The 17954-nt window shown below is 47.9% G+C and carries 18 protein-coding genes and 1 tRNA gene; 10 read left to right on the top strand and 9 right to left on the bottom strand.

The annotated features are described in order from the left end of the window. The first annotated feature begins 4 nt into the window (after positions 1-4). From UCH007_RS05910 to UCH007_RS05890, 5 genes are all read left to right on the top strand, one after another. Positions 5-439, top strand: coding sequence for a rhodanese-like domain-containing protein (locus UCH007_RS05910; protein ID WP_046961318.1), 435 nt, complete (start codon positions 5-7; stop codon positions 437-439). Between the two features lie 66 nt (positions 440-505). Next, positions 506-3217: a DNA polymerase I gene (gene polA / locus UCH007_RS05905; protein ID WP_046961317.1), complete on the top strand. Its 2712-nt coding sequence runs from the start codon at positions 506-508 to the stop codon at positions 3215-3217. A gap of 8 nt (positions 3218-3225) precedes the next feature. Continuing rightward, the gene (locus UCH007_RS05900; RefSeq protein ID WP_046961316.1) at positions 3226-3849 is read left to right on the top strand and encodes a phosphatase PAP2 family protein; all 624 of its coding nucleotides are present in this window, start codon (positions 3226-3228) and stop codon (positions 3847-3849) included. Then, positions 3842-4654 (top strand): DNA-formamidopyrimidine glycosylase, encoded by an 813-nt coding sequence (gene mutM, locus UCH007_RS05895; RefSeq protein WP_046961315.1) that lies wholly within the window; start codon positions 3842-3844, stop codon positions 4652-4654. The genes UCH007_RS05900 and mutM overlap by 8 nt, the downstream gene beginning before the upstream one ends. Positions 4655-4732: 78 nt before the next feature. Continuing rightward, positions 4733-4824, top strand: a tRNA-Ser gene (locus UCH007_RS05890). Positions 4825-4852: 28 nt separating this feature from the next. Here UCH007_RS05890 and mscL read toward each other — a convergent pair. Beyond that, a complete protein-coding gene (mscL, locus tag UCH007_RS05885) occupies positions 4853-5326 on the bottom strand; it encodes a large conductance mechanosensitive channel protein MscL (protein WP_023652693.1) in 474 nt (157 codons plus the stop codon). A 232-nt stretch (positions 5327-5558) separates the two neighbouring features. Between mscL and UCH007_RS05880 the strand changes: the two genes are divergently transcribed. From UCH007_RS05880 to nadC, 5 genes are all read left to right on the top strand, one after another. Then, the gene (locus tag UCH007_RS05880) at positions 5559-5903 is read left to right on the top strand and encodes a hypothetical protein (RefSeq protein WP_046961314.1); all 345 of its coding nucleotides are present in this window, start codon (positions 5559-5561) and stop codon (positions 5901-5903) included. A gap of 100 nt (positions 5904-6003) precedes the next feature. Then, positions 6004-7260: a tRNA (N6-isopentenyl adenosine(37)-C2)-methylthiotransferase MiaB gene (gene miaB, locus UCH007_RS05875; RefSeq protein ID WP_046961313.1), complete on the top strand. Its 1257-nt coding sequence runs from the start codon at positions 6004-6006 to the stop codon at positions 7258-7260. Positions 7261-7270: 10 nt separating this feature from the next. After that, entirely contained in the window at positions 7271-7549 is a 279-nt protein-coding gene (yajC, locus tag UCH007_RS05870) for a preprotein translocase subunit YajC (RefSeq protein WP_023652690.1), read from the top strand. Positions 7550-7570: 21 nt separating this feature from the next. Then, positions 7571-9118 (top strand): L-aspartate oxidase, encoded by a 1548-nt coding sequence (gene nadB, locus UCH007_RS05865; protein WP_023652689.1) that lies wholly within the window; start codon positions 7571-7573, stop codon positions 9116-9118. Between the two features lies 1 nt (position 9119). Next, positions 9120-9980, top strand: coding sequence for a carboxylating nicotinate-nucleotide diphosphorylase (gene nadC, locus UCH007_RS05860; RefSeq protein ID WP_046961312.1), 861 nt, complete (start codon positions 9120-9122; stop codon positions 9978-9980). A 55-nt stretch (positions 9981-10035) separates the two neighbouring features. On the opposite strand, the gene UCH007_RS05855 is transcribed toward nadC, so the two are convergent. The 8 genes from UCH007_RS05855 to UCH007_RS05820 all read right to left on the bottom strand — a co-directional run bounded on the left by UCH007_RS05855 (position 10036) and on the right by UCH007_RS05820 (position 17663). Then, positions 10036-12546 carry a diguanylate cyclase gene (locus UCH007_RS05855; protein WP_046961311.1) on the bottom strand — a complete coding sequence of 837 codons (2511 nt, stop codon included), beginning with the start codon at positions 12544-12546 and terminating at the stop codon, positions 10036-10038. Positions 12547-12718: 172 nt separating this feature from the next. Next, positions 12719-14350, bottom strand: coding sequence for a GH3 family domain-containing protein (locus tag UCH007_RS05850; RefSeq protein ID WP_046961310.1), 1632 nt, complete (start codon positions 14348-14350; stop codon positions 12719-12721). After that, on the bottom strand, positions 14347-14937 hold the full coding sequence (locus UCH007_RS05845; RefSeq protein ID WP_046961309.1) for a methyltransferase family protein: 591 nt from the start codon (positions 14935-14937) through the stop codon (positions 14347-14349). Before UCH007_RS05845 ends, UCH007_RS05850 begins: the two co-directional genes overlap by 4 nt. A 139-nt stretch (positions 14938-15076) precedes the next feature. Further along, positions 15077-15487, bottom strand: a complete 411-nt coding sequence (locus tag UCH007_RS05840) for a hypothetical protein (RefSeq protein WP_023652684.1) — start codon at positions 15485-15487, stop codon at positions 15077-15079. A gap of 27 nt (positions 15488-15514) precedes the next feature. Further along, the gene (locus tag UCH007_RS05835; protein ID WP_010937064.1) at positions 15515-15796 is read right to left on the bottom strand and encodes a winged helix-turn-helix domain-containing protein; all 282 of its coding nucleotides are present in this window, start codon (positions 15794-15796) and stop codon (positions 15515-15517) included. A 100-nt stretch (positions 15797-15896) separates the two neighbouring features. Beyond that, positions 15897-16799, bottom strand: coding sequence for an RluA family pseudouridine synthase (locus UCH007_RS05830; protein WP_046961308.1), 903 nt, complete (start codon positions 16797-16799; stop codon positions 15897-15899). Beyond that, positions 16786-17268 carry a signal peptidase II gene (gene lspA, locus UCH007_RS05825; RefSeq protein WP_046961307.1) on the bottom strand — a complete coding sequence of 161 codons (483 nt, stop codon included), beginning with the start codon at positions 17266-17268 and terminating at the stop codon, positions 16786-16788. Before lspA ends, UCH007_RS05830 begins: the two co-directional genes overlap by 14 nt. Positions 17269-17294: 26 nt before the next feature. Continuing rightward, positions 17295-17663: a TraR/DksA family transcriptional regulator gene (locus UCH007_RS05820; protein WP_012882414.1), complete on the bottom strand. Its 369-nt coding sequence runs from the start codon at positions 17661-17663 to the stop codon at positions 17295-17297. Positions 17664-17954: the final 291 nt, after the last annotated feature.

Raw genomic sequence — 17954 nt, 5'->3', positions numbered from 1 at the left:
CTCTGTGTCTTTCAAACGTGGTTTAACCGCCTTGTTGGCATTTATGCTGGTATGTACCGGGATTTTGACAGGCTGTGCTACCGGTTCTCCTGTTGATGATGTAAATCTGCCCGCTGTACAGAATATATCTGTTGCCGAAGCCAAAGCCCTTATAGACCAGAATTCCGGCTCTGCGGACTTTGTCATTCTGGATGTGCGTACCCCATCCGAATATGCCCAGGGGCATATTCCGGGTGCGGTAAATCTGGATTATTACGCTTCCTTTGAAAATTCGCTTTTCCTGCTGGATAAAAATAAAACTTACCTGGTTTACTGCCGTTCAGGCAACCGCTCTATATCTGCTGCCCAGCTTATGCTGGAGAACAGTTTTACCAGCATATATAACATGCAGGGTGGCATAAACGTCTGGATATCCGGCGGACTGCAGCTGGAAACCTAGCTCAGGCTTCTTCACAGTGGCTAAAATACCTGAACCTCTTTTGGTCTCATCTGCTATAATGTGTTTATGAATAAACCTGTAATAGTCCTCTTTGACGGTACTAATCTGGTCCACCGCGCGTATCATGTACTTCCTCCGCTTGCAATCCGCAAAACAGGTGAAGTAGTGGGTGCCGCTTTTGGTTTCGCCTCCATACTGATTAAAGTCTTAACAGACCTTAAACCGGATTGTTACGCCATATCCTTTGACAGAAAAGGCCCAACCTTCCGCCATGAAATGTTCAAAGATTACAAAGCCCAGCGTCCGCCTATGCCTGACGAACTGGTCAGCCAGCTGGGGCGGGTACGCCAGATTGTAGATGCTTTTAATATGCCGGTATACGAACAGAGCGGCTTTGAGGCTGATGATGTGCTGGGTACGCTGGCAACCAGAGCCGCTGCCGCAGGTATGGAGGTTATTATAGCCTCCGGAGACGCAGATTCCATGCAGCTGGTCGGGCCGGATATCCGCATTTTGTATCCCGGTCCGGCAGGTTCTTTTGCCAGCACCAGTTTGTATGACGAGGCGGCGGTAAGGGCAAAATACGGTTTGGGGCCGGAGCATATTGCAGATTACAAAGCCCTTATGGGTGACCCGTCTGACAATATCCCTGGAGTACCCGGCATAGGCCCGAAAACCGCCCAGAAACTTATAGAAGAGTACGGCGGCATAGAAGATATTTATAAAAATCTGGATAAAATAAGCCCGCCCGGTCTTCAGAAAAAGCTGGCAGACAATGCCGAAGTAGCCCGTGACAGTAAAATACTGACAACTATCGTGCGTGATTTGCCGCTTGATTTCAGTATTGAGGAATGCCGGGCAGAGCACTATAACCGCCAGAAAGTGGTAGACCTATTCCGCGAGCTGGAGTTTTTCAGGCTGATTGACCGCCTGCCGGGAGGGGAAAACCAGCTTCAGGGTACGCCGGATATGTTCGCTGCCGCTCCAAAGGTTGAAACCCGCTATACGGTGGCAGACAGCCAAAATATAGACAGCATCGTTAAACGCCTGGCAAATGCCAAAGAGCTGGCGCTGGCGGTTTCTGGTACTCCCGAAGAAGCTATGGATGCCCGCCTGACGGCACTGGCACTTTCAAGTGTGGCGGGTGATGCTTGTTTTGTACCCGCTGAGTTTATCGGCAGTGCTTCAGAAGGGCAGATGTTTACCACCGAAGGGCATTCCGGCTTGGCAGCTCTGCTTGGTGATGAAAAAATATGTAAAACCGCCCATAACGCCAAGTACCTTATGAATTTGCTTTTATCTGCCGGGCAAGAAGTAAAAGGGCTGGATTTTGATACCATGATTGCCGCCCATCTGCTGGGTGAAAAAAATCTGGCTATCAAAGATCTTATCTTTGAGCATTTCGGCATAGAGATTGCGGATATTGAAAATATACTGACCCGAAACGGCAAAAAAACCATTTTCAGCGAGGTTCAGCTTTCAGAAGCAGCCCAGCTTGCGGCTGATTACACTTTCCGCCTCAAAGGTATCTTTGCCGCCCAGCTTGCCGAAACCAAGCTGATGGATTTATTTGCCAGGGTGGAGATGCCCCTTTTGCCCATTCTGCTGGGTATGGAACGCACAGGCATTATGCTGGATACAGATTTGCTGAAGGCTATGGCTGAAAAGACAGGCAGGCAGATATTTAAACTGGAAGAAGATATCTATGCCCAGGCAGGGCATAGCTTTAACATAGGCTCCCCCCAGCAGCTGGGGCGGATACTCTTTGACGAACTGAAACTGCCGGTTATCAAAAAGACCAAAACTGGTTATTCCACCGGGGCAGAGGTGCTTGAAGAGCTGAAGGGCAAGCACCGTATTGTAGACCTGATACTGGAATACCGTATGCTGGTAAAGCTGAAATCTACCTATCTGGATACCTTGCCGCGTATGGTAAACCTGCATACCCGGCGGCTGCATACCAGTTTCAACCAGACCCGTACAGCTACCGGCAGGTTATCTTCTTCCGAGCCTAATCTGCAAAACATACCTGTCAGGGGGGAAATGGGCAGGGAGATACGGCGGGCATTTATTGCACCTCCATGCACAGTGCTGCTGGCTGGAGACTATTCCCAAATAGACCTCAGGGTGCTGGCCCATCTTTCCCAAGACCCCGCCCTGATAGAGGCTTTCCAAAGTGACCAGGATATTCACACCGCTACCGCCGCCAGATTGCTTAACATTTCCCCGTCCAAAGTGACTAAAGAACAACGCCGCTTGGCTAAAACCGTAAATTTCGGGGTGATATACGGCATGAGCAGCTACGGGCTGGAACAGGCTACCGAGCTTTCGCTGGAAGAAGCTGACAAGTTTATAAAGGCTTATTTTGAAAAATATCCGCGGGTGGCTGTTTACTTTGCGGAAATTAAGCAGCAGGCACGTACTCAGGGTTATGTGGAAACCCTGCTGGGCAGACGCCGCTATATTCCGGAAATCAATTCACCCAACCGTATTCTGCGTGAATCAGCCGAGCGTATGGCTATCAATATGCCGGTACAGGGGACATCTGCTGACATTATCAAGCTGGCTATGGTCCGGCTGGACGAAAAGATTAAAGAAGAAAAGCTGAAAAGCCGCCTGCTGCTTCAGGTGCATGATGAGCTTATATTTGAAGTGCCCACAGCAGAGCTTGGGCGGATGCGTGATTTGCTTGTAGAAACCATGTCAGGTGCAGTTGCCTTTGAAATACCGCTCAAGGTTGAGCTTAAGTCCGGGGCTAACTGGGGAGATATGGAGTAAAACCGGACTTGGCAAAACTGCGTGATTACCTGCCGTATCTGATACTGCTGGGTGTGTTTATCCTTTTGGCATGGCTGGTATTTTTAAACCCTGTTTTAGCCACGGATTCATCTATCTCAGGGTTTATTCAGGACATTTCACTGCCCGGTTTTGACGGGTTTATGGAGTTTATTTCCTGCTTGGGCAGTTTTCCGGTCTGGATTATTCCGCCGGGGGCGGCGGTAATCTGGCTGTGGTGCAAAGGCTACCGTTTACAGTCCGTAATCTGTGCTCTGGTGCCCGGCATTGCCGCCCTCCTGGGGTATATATTCAAATGGCTTATTGACCGCCCCCGTCCCGGCAGTCTGGAAGACGGCGGCACCAGTTTCCCCTCAGGCCATACCGCTTATGCTCTGGCCTGTTACGGGGTGATATTTTTTATCATACCCAAATTTATCCGCCGCCCTGTACTCAGGTTTATACTCCGGCTGCTTTGCCTTGTGCCGGTAGTCTTTATGGGTATTTCCAGAGTATATTTAAATGCCCACTGGCCAAGTGATGTGCTGGGGGCATACCTGCTTTCGGGGGCAGTGCTGGGAATAGGGCTGACCTATCTGAAGCACAAATTAACCAAAGGAGTAAATCATGCCTGAACTGCCTGAAGTGGAAACGGTAAAAAACGAAATAATGCCCCATTTGCTGGGCAAAAAGATAACCCGCATGGAAGCGTTGTGGGCAAAAACGCTCTGCCCGCCTGAAACCGAGTTTAACAAACTGGTCTCAGGTTTGCAGGTAACCGGGCTTAGCCGCCGCGGTAAGTATATTATCATCAGCTTAAGCGGCGGGCTGTTTATCAGTGTGCATTTGAAGATGAGCGGCGGGCTGACGGCGGTCAAGGCCGAGAACGGACAGCCTCCCCGTTTCACCAGATCGGTTTTCCATTTGGAAAACGGGGAGCAAGTATATTTCACGGATATACGCAAATTCGGGCGGATAAACTTGCTTACCAGTCTGGATACTATTTTGGAAAAGCTTGGCCCTGAACCTCTGGAAGGGGATTTTACCCCGGAAATGCTTAGTAAACGTCTTTCAGGGCGTAAAGGGCCTATCAAGGCTGTTCTTCTAGACCAGAAGGTGCTGGCTGGGGTGGGTAATATGTATGCGGACGAAGCTTTGTTTAAAGCCTGTCTGAACCCGCTCCGCCCGGCTGACAGCTTGAGCGAAGCAGAGGTAACAAAACTCCATTCGGCAATCCAGTCAGTTTTACATAAAGCTATACAGAACAAGGGGGCAAGTGTCAGCACTTATCACCGTCCTGACGGCTCAAAGGGAGGCGCCCAGCTGGAGTTTAACGTTGCCCACCGCCGGGGTGAGGTTTGCCCTGAGTGCGGTGCACCTATAACCCGCCAGCTGATACGCCAACGGGCCTGCTACTTCTGTCCTCATTGCCAATCATAATACGCAAGCTTGTTTAAAAGCGGCTTTTGGTTGTATCAAATGGGCTCTTATGCTATATTATCTTCTTGTTTAGACACTGGGGGGGTCGCATAGTGGTCTAGTGCGGGCGCCTGCTAAGCGCTTGCCCCGGGAAACCGGGGTCGAGGGTTCGAATCCCTCCCCCTCCGCCACCAGTTTTCTGTATCCCCTGCTGTTTTTTCATCCTGTCTGTTTCAGCTCTGATGTGCAGTATGGGCATTTCTTGGCTTTCAAGGGTATGCGGGTAGCGCAGTAAGGGCAATCTTTGGTATCTGTTTGAGCAGGGGCGGCGGCATCTTTGCTTTTCTGGCGGGCGGCCAGCTGGTTCAGCGGCCTGACTATAAAAAAGAAAATAGCAGCAGCCAGTATCAGAAAGTTGATAAGCGCGTTAATAAATACCCCGTAGTTTATTGTTACTGCTCCGGCGGTTTGGGCAACCAGCAGTGATTCATATGGTCCGCTGGCGGCACCTTCTTTAAGAACTATAAACAGATTGCTGAAATCAACATTGCCTAATAGTAACCCGACAGGAGGCATTAAAACATCCTTTACCAGTGAGTTGACAATTGCCCCGAAGGCTGCACCTATTACTATACCTACCGCCAAATCCACTACATTGCCGCGCATAATGAATGTTTTAAATTCTTTAAACATATTCCCTCCCATCGTCCGGTTTGATAGCATACTAATACCGCCAGAGGTGCAAATACAAGACCCAAAAAGATAAAAGTACCGCCCAGTTTGCCTGAGTGGCATTGACAGACCGGTATGCCGGTTTATACACTACTTGAGATAACGGGTCTGTTTACCGGTATTCGGTTTAGAGGCAAACGGGAAGTGCCGCTCAGGCAAAAATACGGCCTGCAATGGCCATAAGGAGAATTTTATGACTGAAGGAAACACTACTCTGGACCAAAAATTATTCAGGGTATGGCTTGTACTGCTTGGGGTAGCTTCCGTCTTATTCACCCTTATGGCTTTTTTTAAGCTGTTTACCGATGTGGATATTTCGGTAGGGATAGAATATTTGATAACCGGATTGGTATTGGGGACAAGTTTTTTTCTGGTTCTTAAAAATAACCTGAATGCCAGAGCGGCAGTAGGTTCTGCTCTGTTTTTTATGGGATATATTTTTTTAGTAGTCGGCTTGGCTTTCAACCCGTTTTTTTGGGGTTTGGGGATAATTGTATTCGCTGCCAGTTTGATTACGGCTTACCGCAACCATATCTAGGTCAGACTCCTGTGATATTCTGTATGGATATTTATGATATTGCTTCGTATTAGGGTATAATCTATATTTAGTTTAATCTGAATGCGGAGATATTTTGCTTATGCCCGGTTACTATTTGTGGACTATTGGCTGTCAGATGAATCAGGCCGAATCCGAGCGCTTGGGCAGGCTTTTTGAGTTGTGGGGCTACTCCCCGGCAGATAAGGCTGAAGATGCCGAATTGGTACTGGTAAACAGTTGTGTTGTCCGCGAGCATGCCGAAAACAAGGTGATTAACCGTCTGCATCTGTTACGTAAACTGAAGGATAAAAATTCCCGCTTGAAAATAGCTCTGACTGGTTGCCTGGTGGGGCAGGATATCTCTTCCATTCGTAAAAAGTTTCCGTTTATAGATTATATTTTCCAGCCGGGCAGTATACCTGATTGGCATGAAATTCCGCAAGGGTTTATTCTGCCGCTTAAGCCGCCGGTAAGTGCCAGCGTGACTATTATGCAGGGGTGCGATAATTTTTGTACTTACTGTGTTGTGCCTTACCGCCGCGGGCGGGAAAAAAGCCGTACCATAGCCGAAATTTACTGTGAAGCGGCCGAATTGGTCAGGAGGGGTAGCCGTGAGGTGGTGCTGCTGGGGCAGAATGTTGATTCCTACGGGCATGACCTGCCTGAAAAGCCCTGTCTGGCAGATTTGCTTCATGCCCTTCATGACATACCGGGTTTACTCCGGATACGTTTTTTAACCAGCCACCCCAAGGATATCAGCCAGAAACTTATAGATGCTATGGCCAGCCTGCCCAAATTATGCCACTCTCTGAGTTTACCGGTGCAGGCAGGCGCTGATACTATTCTGGCGGCTATGCGGCGGGGATATACCAGTGAACAGTACCGAGAACTGGTGGGGCGTCTGAAAACCGCCATGCCGGATATCAGCCTGCAGACAGATTTGATAGTGGGCTTCCCGTCTGAGACTGCGGAACAGTTTGACCAAAGCTATAAACTTATGTCAGATATCGGTTATGACGCTATCCATGTGGCTGCATATTCGCCCCGCCCCCAAACTGTAGCTGCCCGTGATATGGCGGATAATGTACCGGTTGCCGAGAAAAAACGCCGCCTGAAGCTTATAGAAGACTTGCAGAAAGAAACAGTTTCCAAAGCAAATGCTGCCCTTGTAGATACCTTTGCCGAGGTGCTGGTGGAGGGCAGGCAAAAGAATAAGTGGCAGGGACGCACTTTAGGTGGTAAACTGGTATTTCTGGAAAGCGACCAGCCGCTTGAAGGATGTCTCATAAGTGTAAAGATATTTAAAGCCAGCCCCTGGTCTTTGCAGGCAAAGCTGGTAAATATACTGGAAAGTTAAAGGAGAAAATATGGATCAGCAGACTATTACGATGTTTGTTTTACTGGCACTTTTCTTTGGTATGTTCTATTTTCTTATCATCAGGCCGCAGCGCCAGCGCCAGAAGGATCATGCTAATCTTATGTCTTCACTGGTAAAGGGGGATGGCGTTATTACCATAGGCGGTATTCATGGAGTGATAGAATCTGTAGCTGAAGACAGTGTAATTATCAAAGTGGAATCAGGCACTCTGCTCAAGGTTTCCAGAGGTGCTATCGGCTACAAGAAAACCCCCGAAGATAAAAAGTAAAATCCCCAGGACGGGAATATTTTGAGTTCCAGCTACGACTATATAATTATTGGCAGCGGTATTGCCGGTTTATATACCGCTTTGCTGGCGCGCGGGCGGGGAAGTGTTTTGCTGGTCACCAAGGGCAAGATACAAGACTGCAATACCCGCCATGCTCAGGGCGGCATAGCCGCCGCCATCGGCCCGGATGATTCTCCACGTTTGCATTTTGAAGATACCCTGATAGCCGGAGATGGTTTGTGTGACCGTGAGATGGTGCGCTTGCTGGCTGAAGAAGCCCCCCAGCGTATCGCCGAGCTAGTTTATCTGGGAGTGCCTTTTGATAGTGTAAACGGCGAAATATCTCTTACGCTGGAAGCTGCCCACAGCCGCCCCCGTATCCTTCATGCCGGGGGAGACGCCACCGGTAAACACATTGAAATTACCCTGAACAACTGGGTGCGCACTACCCAGATTGAGGTTTTGGAAGATACTCTGGCCAAAGAGCTGATTGTGGAAAACGGCCGTATCAAGGGTGTGGCAACACTGGATACCAATACCGGTGCCATACAGCACTACCAGTGCCGTTTTGTAATACTGGCAACCGGTGGTGCAGGACAGCTTTTCAGCTTTACCACCAACCCGGAGGTTGCCACCGCAGATGGGGTAGCTTTGGCTTTTCGGGCAGGGGCAGAAATAAAGGACATGGAGTTTTACCAGTTTCACCCTACTGCCATTCACCTGCCTGGGGTTGCCCCGTTTCTTATTTCCGAGGCAGTCAGAGGTGAAGGCGGAATTTTACGGAATATAGAAGGCAAACGTTTTATGCCAGAATATTCCTCCCAGTCCGAACTTGCCCCAAGAGATGTGGTAGCCCGCAGTATTCACCTTGAAATGCTTAAAACCAAATCTGACCACGTTTATCTGGATGTAACTCACCTGCCTTCCCACAAAGTAAGCAGCCGCTTCCCCCAGATATACCGTTTTTGTCTGGACCATGGACTGGATATTACCCGTGAGGCTATACCTGTTTCCCCGGCTGCCCATTACATGATAGGCGGGGTAAAGGTGAATAGCTGGGGAGAAACCAATATCAAGGGGCTTTTTGCCTGCGGCGAAGTAGCTTGCACCGGTGTTCACGGGGCAAACCGGTTGGCTTCAAATTCGCTTTTGGAAGTATTGGTTTTCGGGAGGCGGATTATAGAATACAGTGCAGGTGAAAACCAGCCTGAAATGCTGGCACCTATTCCCCAACTGACCAAACGCCTGCTGGGGTGGGGGAAATATGTACGCAATCTGCCTGAACCTTCAATACCGGCACTCCAGGAGCTTCTCTGGGAAGACTCTGGTATAATAAGAAGCTATGCCGGTTTGGCGAAAGCTCAGGAGATTCTTTCAGGCTGGCAATACAGTCTGGGTGACGTTTCCAATCGCAAAGGAATAGAGCTGGCAAACCTTATTCTGGCTGGAAGGCTTATGGTAGAATCAGCCCTGCTCAGACAGGAGAGCCGCGGAGCGCATTACCGTACAGATTTTCCCGACCACCAGCCCGAGTGGGAAAAACATATAGTCTTTATTAAGGAGGATTAACATGTCCCAGTCTCAAATTGAGAAAATTATTGACAATGCCTGTGACGAAGATTTTGCCCGGGGTGATGTTACCACTGAAACACTTATCCCGTCTTCTTTAGCAGGGCGGGCTATTATAATTGCCAAACAAGATGGAATAATGGCAGGAGCTGAAGTAGCCAAGATTGTGTTTGTAAAACATGATCCCACCATGGAAATTGAAATACTGGTAGAAGACGGCAAGAAGGTAAAAGCCGGAGATGTTGTCATGGTGCTTAACGGCAGAGTGATAAACATACTAAAGTGTGAGCGTACCGCTCTGAATTTCCTTACCCACCTGAGCGGTATTGCCTCTCTGACCGCCAAATACATATCCAAGGTGGAAGGTTTGAATGTATCTCTGGCAGATACCCGTAAGACTATACCCGGTATGCGTATACTGGAAAAATATGCCGTGTATGCCGCAGGCGGCAAAAGTAACAGGCCTGATTTGGCTTGCGGAGTACTTATAAAAGACAATCACCTGATGGCTTTGTCTGCTAAGGGTATCGGTATCAAAGAAGCTATTGAGAAAGCAAAAACCAATAAAAGCAAATTGCCGGTGACTGTAGAAGTAAATACACTGGAACAGGTAGCCCAGGCCGTGGAGGGTGCGCCGAACTCTATCTTGCTGGACAATATGAGCGTTGCAGATATGAAAAAAGCGGTTGATATCATACCGGAGAACATTAAAATAGAAGCTTCGGGCAATATTACACTGGATAATATACGCGAAGTGGCTATGACCGGGGTAGATGTTATTTCAGTGGGGGCTTTGACTCACTCTGCTCCAGCGCTGGATTTCAGTTTGGAATTTCCCATTCAACAGCAGGCAAATGAATAATAGCTTAGATTAGCGCTTAAAAAGAATACTTGGTACAGAATTCCCAAGTGCCGGTTTACGGTGAGGCTTTCAGCTGGGGGTGGTCTTCTGGTTTTATGACATGACAGAATATATCCACCAGCTCCGGGTCAAACTGAGAGCCGGCACAACGTTTTAGTTCGGCGATAGCTTGCTCAGTGTGAAGTTGCGTACGGTAGGGGCGTGGCGAGGTAACTGCATCATAGGCGTCTGCAATGCTCAGTATTCTGGCTTCCAGAGGTATATTTTCTCCCTTGAGTCCAAACGGATACCCGCTGCCGTCAAAGTGTTCGTGGTGATGAAGTATAGCCGGCAAACAGTTCACCAAATCCATTATCCGTTTTAATATTTCCACACCCAGTTCGGGGTGAGTCTTGATAGGTTCCCATTCCTCGTCATCCAATGCAGACGGCTTAGTCAGGATATGGTCCGGCACACCTATTTTACCAATGTCATGCAACAGGCCTGCCGCCCGTATGTTTTCCACTTTTTCCTCAGACAGTTTTAATATCTCTGCTAGTGCCACTGCATATTCACTAACCTTGCGCGAATGCCCGTAGGTATAGTGGTCTTTGGCATCAACTGTAGCTGCCAGAGCATAGATAATAGACATGGCTTTGGGGCGGGCTTCCAACTCAGAGCTGATTACCTGAGTGGGGTTGTTATTAAGGTCAGCGGGAAGGCTGGTGCGGTTTCGTCCGGTCTCTTTTGAACGGTACAGAGCAGCATCGGCTTTGGCTATAATCTCCTCTTTCATTACCCCGTCATTGGGCCAGTTAGCCATACCCAAAGAAGCGGTTATGGGCATATCACGGAAAGAAGATTTGGATTCAATATTTTTGCGGATACGTTCAGCTACATGGTAAGCGTCTTCAATCTTGGTGCCGGGCAGCATAATGGCAAATTCCTCGCCGCCGTATCGGAAAGCCATATCAATAGAACGGATGGAGTTTTCCAGTATTTTACCCAGCCTGCGGAGCAGTTGGTCACCTGCCAGATGGCCGTATACGTCATTGTAGACCTTAAACAGGTCAAGGTCCAGCAGTATCAAGGAGAAGGTGTTGCCAAAGCGTGAACCGCGGGCAATTTCCTGTTCTATGCGTTCATGGAAGTGGCGGTGATTGTAGAGGCGGGTAAGCTCATCGGTATTGGCGCGGATAGTAGCCTGAGTATAGAGCTGGGCATTTTCTATTATGATACCGGCCTGATTGGCCACACTTATCAGCAGGTCTAAATCTTCGGTGGAGTATATGCCTCCCCGTTTTTTATTTCCCAGTCCGATAATGCCTATCAGCTTTTCACGGCTTTTAATGGGGTACAGCAGCCCCATTTCTGATTTCTGAAGTTGTTCTTTCTCTATCTGCCACAGACCTTTCAGTTCAGGCAGGCTGTCCAGTTTATTCAGGTAGAGCTGGGCATTGTTTTTATCCAGCCAGGCAATGACAGGGTTATCCGAAGCCAGCTTAAACTGGGTTTTAAGGTGCTCGTCTGCGGGGTGAATATATTGCAGTGAAAATTCACCGCTGGCAACATCCGGGAAAAGCAAAGCGGTTTTATTTACATTTAGAGATTTGGCTAAGTCAGGCAGCAGTGATTTTGCCAATTCTTCCAGATTAAGAATATTGCCCATCTTGCGTGAAAAGCCCATAAGTGCCAGACGGGATTCATAGGTTTCCTGGTAAAACAGCTGGTCTATGCGTTTTTCGATAAATGCTCTTAAAGGACGGGCTGTCATAGCCAGTATCAGTACAATCAGGGTTGCCATAAGGATAATAGTGGATATTTCTTCCGCCGGGAATATCCGCGTAGCTATAAACAAAGCACCTGCGTATATGGCTATCATGGAAAAGAACAGAAGCACGTAAGTAAGGGTTTTGCGGGCTATTAGTTTGATGTCAATCAAACGGTATTGGGTAATGGCGTAAACAATAATTCCCGCATTTATAAAGTTACCCACATGATCAAGAGGGAGCCCGTAGATTTTGGGGTTGCTACTTAAATTGGTATAACTTGAGAGTACTACGATTACCCATCCCAATACCAGGTACAGGGTGCGGTTGCGTTCAGCCGGGTCTGTAGACTGGCGGTATTTCTGCACCAGATGGTAAATAATTACCCCAATGAATAATAAAGCAAATATAAAAACGGCATAAAATATAGGGGTTATTGTGTGGTAAACAACATTGTCCTCTATATAAGCGGATGTAACCAGCCGCCCGGTGAGGTTAAAGAAAATATCCAGCGCCAGTGCTAGGTAGCCTATTATCAGAAAAAGTTTGCCTCTGCGGTTGGTATAGGCGCGGATGAATTGGTAGTACATAAGCATGGCGGCAAACAGAGCGATATTCAGCAGGGTGTGCCAGAAAAGGGTTTGTTCCGGTGGGGCGTCAATATGGAGCATGAAAGAGGTGAAACTCCAGAAAGTGGCCGCGCCTAAGAAAACAGAGAAAACTCTGGTGATAGGCTGCCGTTTTGAAAGCAGAACGACGGCCAGCAGCACTATATATGCAATACTGGTTACAAGCGGTACCAGAGCCCAGATAGTCACGAAAATGCCTCTTTATTACCCGTAATATCCGGGTGCATAGTCAAGAATTAAGCTTGTATTGAGCCATTATGAAGTACAAGTAGGTTGTTGTCAAATACGGACAACTGATAAAACAAAGGGACGGTAGCTTTGGCTACCGCCCCTTTGTGGCTGATATTGTTTACTTTTCGGTTTAAACGCTTACAGGCTCTCCCTGTTTCACAGTTACTTTAGCTGTAGTACGCAGCATAAATTCCAAATCTTCGGCCGAAGGATTAAGATGAGGCGGCTTTAGATTGCCCAAATCTGCGCCTGCATTTTGCTGGCGGATTTTATACAGTTTAAAGGCGCCTTTGGGCAGGAAAGTTACATCCAGCGGCATCAGGCCTATGAAAGACTCAAGGTCTGCATAGCCGGGGTGCACATTTTTCAATTCTTCGTGAATAGCCGCAATCACCTGTTCCTTGTCTTGGGTAGTGTTGTCTTTGGGTTCAATATACAGGTGCAGGCGGGGTGTATTGTTTACCCTTTCTTTGCAGGCTACCCAATCCACATATTCCACGTGGCTGTCTTCTATAGCCTGCCAGATGCCCTTTTCGGAAAGGCGGGTAAAACCGGCAATATCAATCTGGTCATCCACTCTGGTCAGATAAATCATCTGGGGGATATCTATATCCAAAGCTTCATTGCGCAGAGATGTTATCTGTACCAGATGTCCTAAGCGATAACGGACAAAGGGGCCTCCATGGAAGCTGGTTATGACCACTTCGTAGTTGCCGGGTTTCAGTTCGTTCATCAGCAGGGTTTTGGGCTGGTAACTGGTATCACGCCAGCTTTTTATTGCTTCTTCTTCAGGTATAAACTCGAAGAACTGCATATAAGGGACAAAGGTCATGCTGGAATAGTCCCATGTTTGGGTAGCTATTAAAAATGCCTCGGTGCAGCCGTGGAAATCCAGCGGATAGCGTCCCCATTGCTCCTTGATTTTCTCACGGTAAACACTGCCGTCAATGCCGTAGGTCATCAGCCCTTTAACTTTCCAAAGGTCTTTGGGAAGCATGGGGCGTCCGGCCAATTTGGCTTTGATTTTACCTTTTGCCAGCCTCAGCATGGCTTTGGGATTGGAGAGGAGGAATTTCATGCTTATTTTGCCGCTGCTCTGGCTGAAACGGTTACCCATGGCTACAGTTACACTGGACATGGACAGACAGTAATCCAATCCTTCCGAAAGGGCCATCTGGAAACCTTTCTTTATGCGGTCTTCAAAGGGGATTCTTTCGGCCTCTTCCACTTTGGGCAGAAAATTAAACTTTTCATGGGGGAAACAGCGGGCAATAGTCCCTGTAGCATAAGGCGGCGGTGCCATGCCGTAGAGTACCGCATCATTGGGGCGGATATTTATATCTTTTCGTTTTTTACAGCTGCTGAAAAGAGCCATTGCCCATACCAGTGACTCTACTTCATCCATCTGGCGGGCGGTTACCGGAGCCCAGCGATGGGCATATTCACCGTTTTTGCCGGAGGTATACTGCCAGAGAATAGGTCTTTTGGGAAGTATATCCATGCGCCTTTTAGTCAGGAAAGGAGCATAATCTGCATAAGTGGTCAGAGGTACGCTTCGCCTCAGTTCCTCCGAATTGGTCGGTGTTGCCCCGTTGAAGATATGCTTGCCCAGTTCGCATTTCTTAAGAAGCTCCAACTGTTCCTGAAGGAGTCTTTCCTGTATCTTCATAAAGTCTTCAATGCTCAGGTCAATAAATCCACAACAACGGTCCCAGATTTCCTCCAGTTTACCCTGTACGAATAATTCACCAAGCTGGGTCATTTTACTTCTCCTTGTATAGTATTTGAAAAATTACGCTGTTTTATATAAGCCGCAATGCTTTTGCGGTTGGGTATCAGCATGGGGGTAGTTTTTTGGTATTGGGCATAGCCCGGGAACATTTTTCCGAATACCCAGCGGTCCTGTACGTATACCAATGCTATATCCAAAAGGCTCCAGATAATGGCCGCCCACAGGGCAAAGTCAGTACCCGCACCCAATGCCATACCGGCCATCGCCAGTACAAACCAGGGTACGCCGGGGTGGCGTACCAGGGCATAAAACCCGCTGGTAATCAGTTTGTCTCCCACTCCGGTTTTGACATAAGTTTTACCGAAGGGCAGATTTATAAAGAGGGAATAAAGAAAGAAATATATGCCGACTGCAAATACCGCCCAACCGGCGGCATTTAGCCAGGCGGGCAAGGATAATGGATTCCCGTTGAAGCAGACCATGAAACCCGAATAAACCAGCAGAGCCGAACCCGAAAGCCAGAGTATGGGTTTAAGGAGCGGCAGCTTTTTCAAGGCCACAAAGTCAAAGATATGTACCAGAGAAAAACCGACTGCGCCGATAAATACATAAAACATGTTCTAAATATGGCAGACAGAAAATACACTTGGAAGGTTTTAAATACTAGAACAATGTTCTATTAAAGCTGAGGGAAAAAAGAAAAGCCCTCTCCGTATGAAGAGGGCTTTAAAAAGGCTTTTAAAAACCTGTTTTAGATTATTTCCACTTGAGTTTTACTTCACCGCCGGGGGTTTCATCTTTGCTGCCGGCACCGCCCAGTTTGCTCAGGGCTTCAAGGTCGCTCATGGCGGAAGATCCTTTGCCCAGTTCCAATCCGTAGCCTACAAAGAAATCCACGAAACTCTTGAGGAGTTTCTTGGTATCTTCCTGGAAGGAGACCAGTTCTTCTTTGCTGGCGGACTTGTTGGATTTTTCAAGCAGTTTCTTGACATCCTGCTTAAGGGCTTCAAACTCCTGGTTGGAGATTCCGTTTTCCTTGCGGTTTTCACCGCCAAGCTGAGAGTCAATAAGGTAATTCAGAAAATCCGCCTGGCTCAGGTCGCCGCGGTTTTCATCAATCCGCCTTACCAGCTCCGCCGGTACAATCAGCATTCGTTTGTCAGACATGGTATCTCCTTTTACTGCCCCAGTAAGTTAGGCTTCGTCCTGTTCATTATCTTTAAGGTCCAGTGTGTCTAATATATTATCAATACTGCGCAAAAGTTCAAGCCCCTTGGCAGTCACCCTGTAGGTAACAGAAGGGTTGCCAAGCTGTACACGGTCAATAAGCTCCCTGTCCAGCATGAAGTTCAAATATTTCTGAAGCTGGAAATAAGACATATTGACGCTGTACATGATCTCAGTCTTGCCGGCTTCACCCAGCCTGAGCATGTCAGCGATAATCTCTATACTAGAACGTCTGCGGTCTAATCTCATAACCCTTTTGACCCATTACTATCTACTACGGAGTTACTATTATACTATGCCATGCAAGCCGAATATAACCCCCTAATTTCAAATATTTTTAAAAATATTTTCAGGAGGGGTTTTCCAGTATTTTCAAAGCTTCTTCCAGGTCTGGCGGAAGGGGGGAGGTGAATTCCACGGTCTGTCCGTTTGAAGGGAGTGTAAAGCTAAGACGGTGGGCATGCAAAAACTGTCTTTTTAACCAAGTCTCTTTTTGTCCGTAAACCGCATCACCTGCTACAGGGTGTCCGATAGCTGCAAAATGGACACGTATCTGGTGAGTGCGGCCGGTTTCAAGTTTAACCTCAAGCAGGCTGTATCCTTGAATATAACGCAGCACTTTATAACCGGTGCGGGCATGCCTTCCGTTAGATACCACCGCAATTTTCTGGCGGTTTTGGGGGTCACGCCCCAGAGGGGCTTCGATAAATCCCTCGGCAGGATGCAGTTCCCCTTTCACCAATGTCAGATAGTACTTGCGTACTGTTCGTTCTTTAAACTGGGCAGACAGATTAGCCAGCGTTTCGCGGTTTTTTGCTACCAATAGCAACCCTGAGGTATCTTTATCCAGACGATGGACTATTCCGGGACGAAGTGGGTCGTCAAAGTCTTCCATTTCAGGTTCAAGTGCCAGCACTCCGTTTATCAGGGTATGGTCAGGGTGCCCCGGGGCAGGGTGAACGGTCAGCCCTGGCGGTTTATTTATAAGCAGCAGGTCCTTGTCCTGGAAGATTATCTCCAGGGGTATGTCTTCGGCTTTGAGTTCGGGCGGGGTTTCAGGAGGTATTTCTATAGTTATAGTGTCACCGTTTTTAAGTTTCAGGCTGGGTTTGGCGGTTTTCCCGTTTACCTGTACATGGCCTGAGTCTATCAGTGCCTGTATAAAGCTGCGGGAAAGGTCAGTTTCCTTTTGGGCTATGTATTTATCCAGCCGTTCACCGTCAGATTCGGCAACCAGTTTACGCGTTTTCACTGGCATCTCCTCCCGAACTGGAAGATGTAAGGTATAAAAGCACCAGCCAGATAACGCCTACTGTCAGACACGAATCAGCGATATTGAAAGTAGGGAAATCCCCTGCCTGTATAAAATCAGTAACATAACCCAGCCGCACCCGGTCAATCAGGTTACCTATTGTACCTGCCAGAATAATTCCTAAAGCAGCTAAACCGGGGCGGGTATCTAAAAATGGCAGCTTTTTCCTGATAAAAAAAGCTGCCATGACCAGTATTACTCCCAGGCAACTGGCGGCAATAAGCCACTCTATATGTCCCCGGAAAATACTGAAGGCCGCACCGGTGTTATGCACGTGGACAATCTGGAAAAAACTATTTTCCGGTATGGCTGTGCCTGTGGTAAGGTTAGCGGTGATAATAAATTTGCTAAACTGGTCAGCCAGAATGCCGCAAGCGGCGCTGACAAAAAACACAAATCCCCTGGTCATTAACCCCCAACCTTTTTAAACCTGATTTAGTAAGACTTGGCTGCTTTGGACTTGCACTGCATACACAGTCTGGCCTGCGGCAAAGCTTCAAGTCTGGCAGGGTCTATAGGCTCTTTGCACATTTCACAGAGGCCGTAAACACCCCGGTCATATTTATCCAGTGCATACTCAGTTTCGGCAATCTGGTCAAGCAGTTTCTTTTCCATAGCCAGCCCGTTTTCAAGCTCGGCTGTTTCGGTTGCTTCTTCCTCACGTTTGCCAAAAGGACTTCCTTCACGCCGGTCTTCAGCCACGCGTAAAGCACGCATTTGTTCAAGCTGGTCGGTCAGCCTTTTAAGGTCTGCTTCCAGCCGTGAGCGATATATCGGGCTTAATCCACTATTTTTCTTTGCCACTATCGGGTCCTCCTGGTTGCTATGATACCTTCGGGTATGTTTCGGTACTGTGCCGGCTTGCCGAAAATTCCGAATGAAAAACCGGGCTACGGTTTTTTAACTCAGTATTCGGGAAGAAGCCTGGTTGAAATCTGCCTGTCCTTCTCCCGTATGCGTAACAAACAAACTACCCAAATAGGATTTTGTGTGTCCCCTAATAACAACAAAGCCAAAACAGGAGGTGTTTCGCTTTATGTTTTCAGTGTAGTCTATAAAACCCAAATAAGCAAGATAAAATATTATTGCTTAGCT

The organism is Dehalococcoides sp. UCH007 (genome assembly GCF_001010485.1).
Taxonomy (GTDB): Bacteria; Chloroflexota; Dehalococcoidia; order Dehalococcoidales; family Dehalococcoidaceae; genus Dehalococcoides; species Dehalococcoides mccartyi_A.
The sequence above is the reverse complement of the archived record's forward strand: the minus strand, read 5'-3'. Positions and strand labels throughout refer to the sequence as shown.

Coding starts and splice junctions, on each gene's coding strand:
- mutM (WP_046961315.1), top strand. CDS start 3,842: ATGCCTGAACTGCCTGAAGTGGAAACGGTAAAAAACGAAATAATGCCC.
- UCH007_RS05845 (WP_046961309.1), bottom strand. CDS start 14,937: ATGTTTTATGTATTTATCGGCGCAGTCGGTTTTTCTCTGGTACATATC.
- UCH007_RS05835 (WP_010937064.1), bottom strand. CDS start 15,796: ATGAGATTAGACCGCAGACGTTCTAGTATAGAGATTATCGCTGACATG.
- polA (WP_046961317.1), top strand. CDS start 506: ATGAATAAACCTGTAATAGTCCTCTTTGACGGTACTAATCTGGTCCAC.
- mscL (WP_023652693.1), bottom strand. CDS start 5,326: ATGTTTAAAGAATTTAAAACATTCATTATGCGCGGCAATGTAGTGGAT.
- UCH007_RS05850 (WP_046961310.1), bottom strand. CDS start 14,350: ATGACCCAGCTTGGTGAATTATTCGTACAGGGTAAACTGGAGGAAATC.
- nadC (WP_046961312.1), top strand. CDS start 9,120: ATGTCCCAGTCTCAAATTGAGAAAATTATTGACAATGCCTGTGACGAA.
- yajC (WP_023652690.1), top strand. CDS start 7,271: ATGGATCAGCAGACTATTACGATGTTTGTTTTACTGGCACTTTTCTTT.
- UCH007_RS05880 (WP_046961314.1), top strand. CDS start 5,559: ATGACTGAAGGAAACACTACTCTGGACCAAAAATTATTCAGGGTATGG.
- miaB (WP_046961313.1), top strand. CDS start 6,004: ATGCCCGGTTACTATTTGTGGACTATTGGCTGTCAGATGAATCAGGCC.
- lspA (WP_046961307.1), bottom strand. CDS start 17,268: ATGACCAGGGGATTTGTGTTTTTTGTCAGCGCCGCTTGCGGCATTCTG.
- UCH007_RS05840 (WP_023652684.1), bottom strand. CDS start 15,487: ATGTCTGACAAACGAATGCTGATTGTACCGGCGGAGCTGGTAAGGCGG.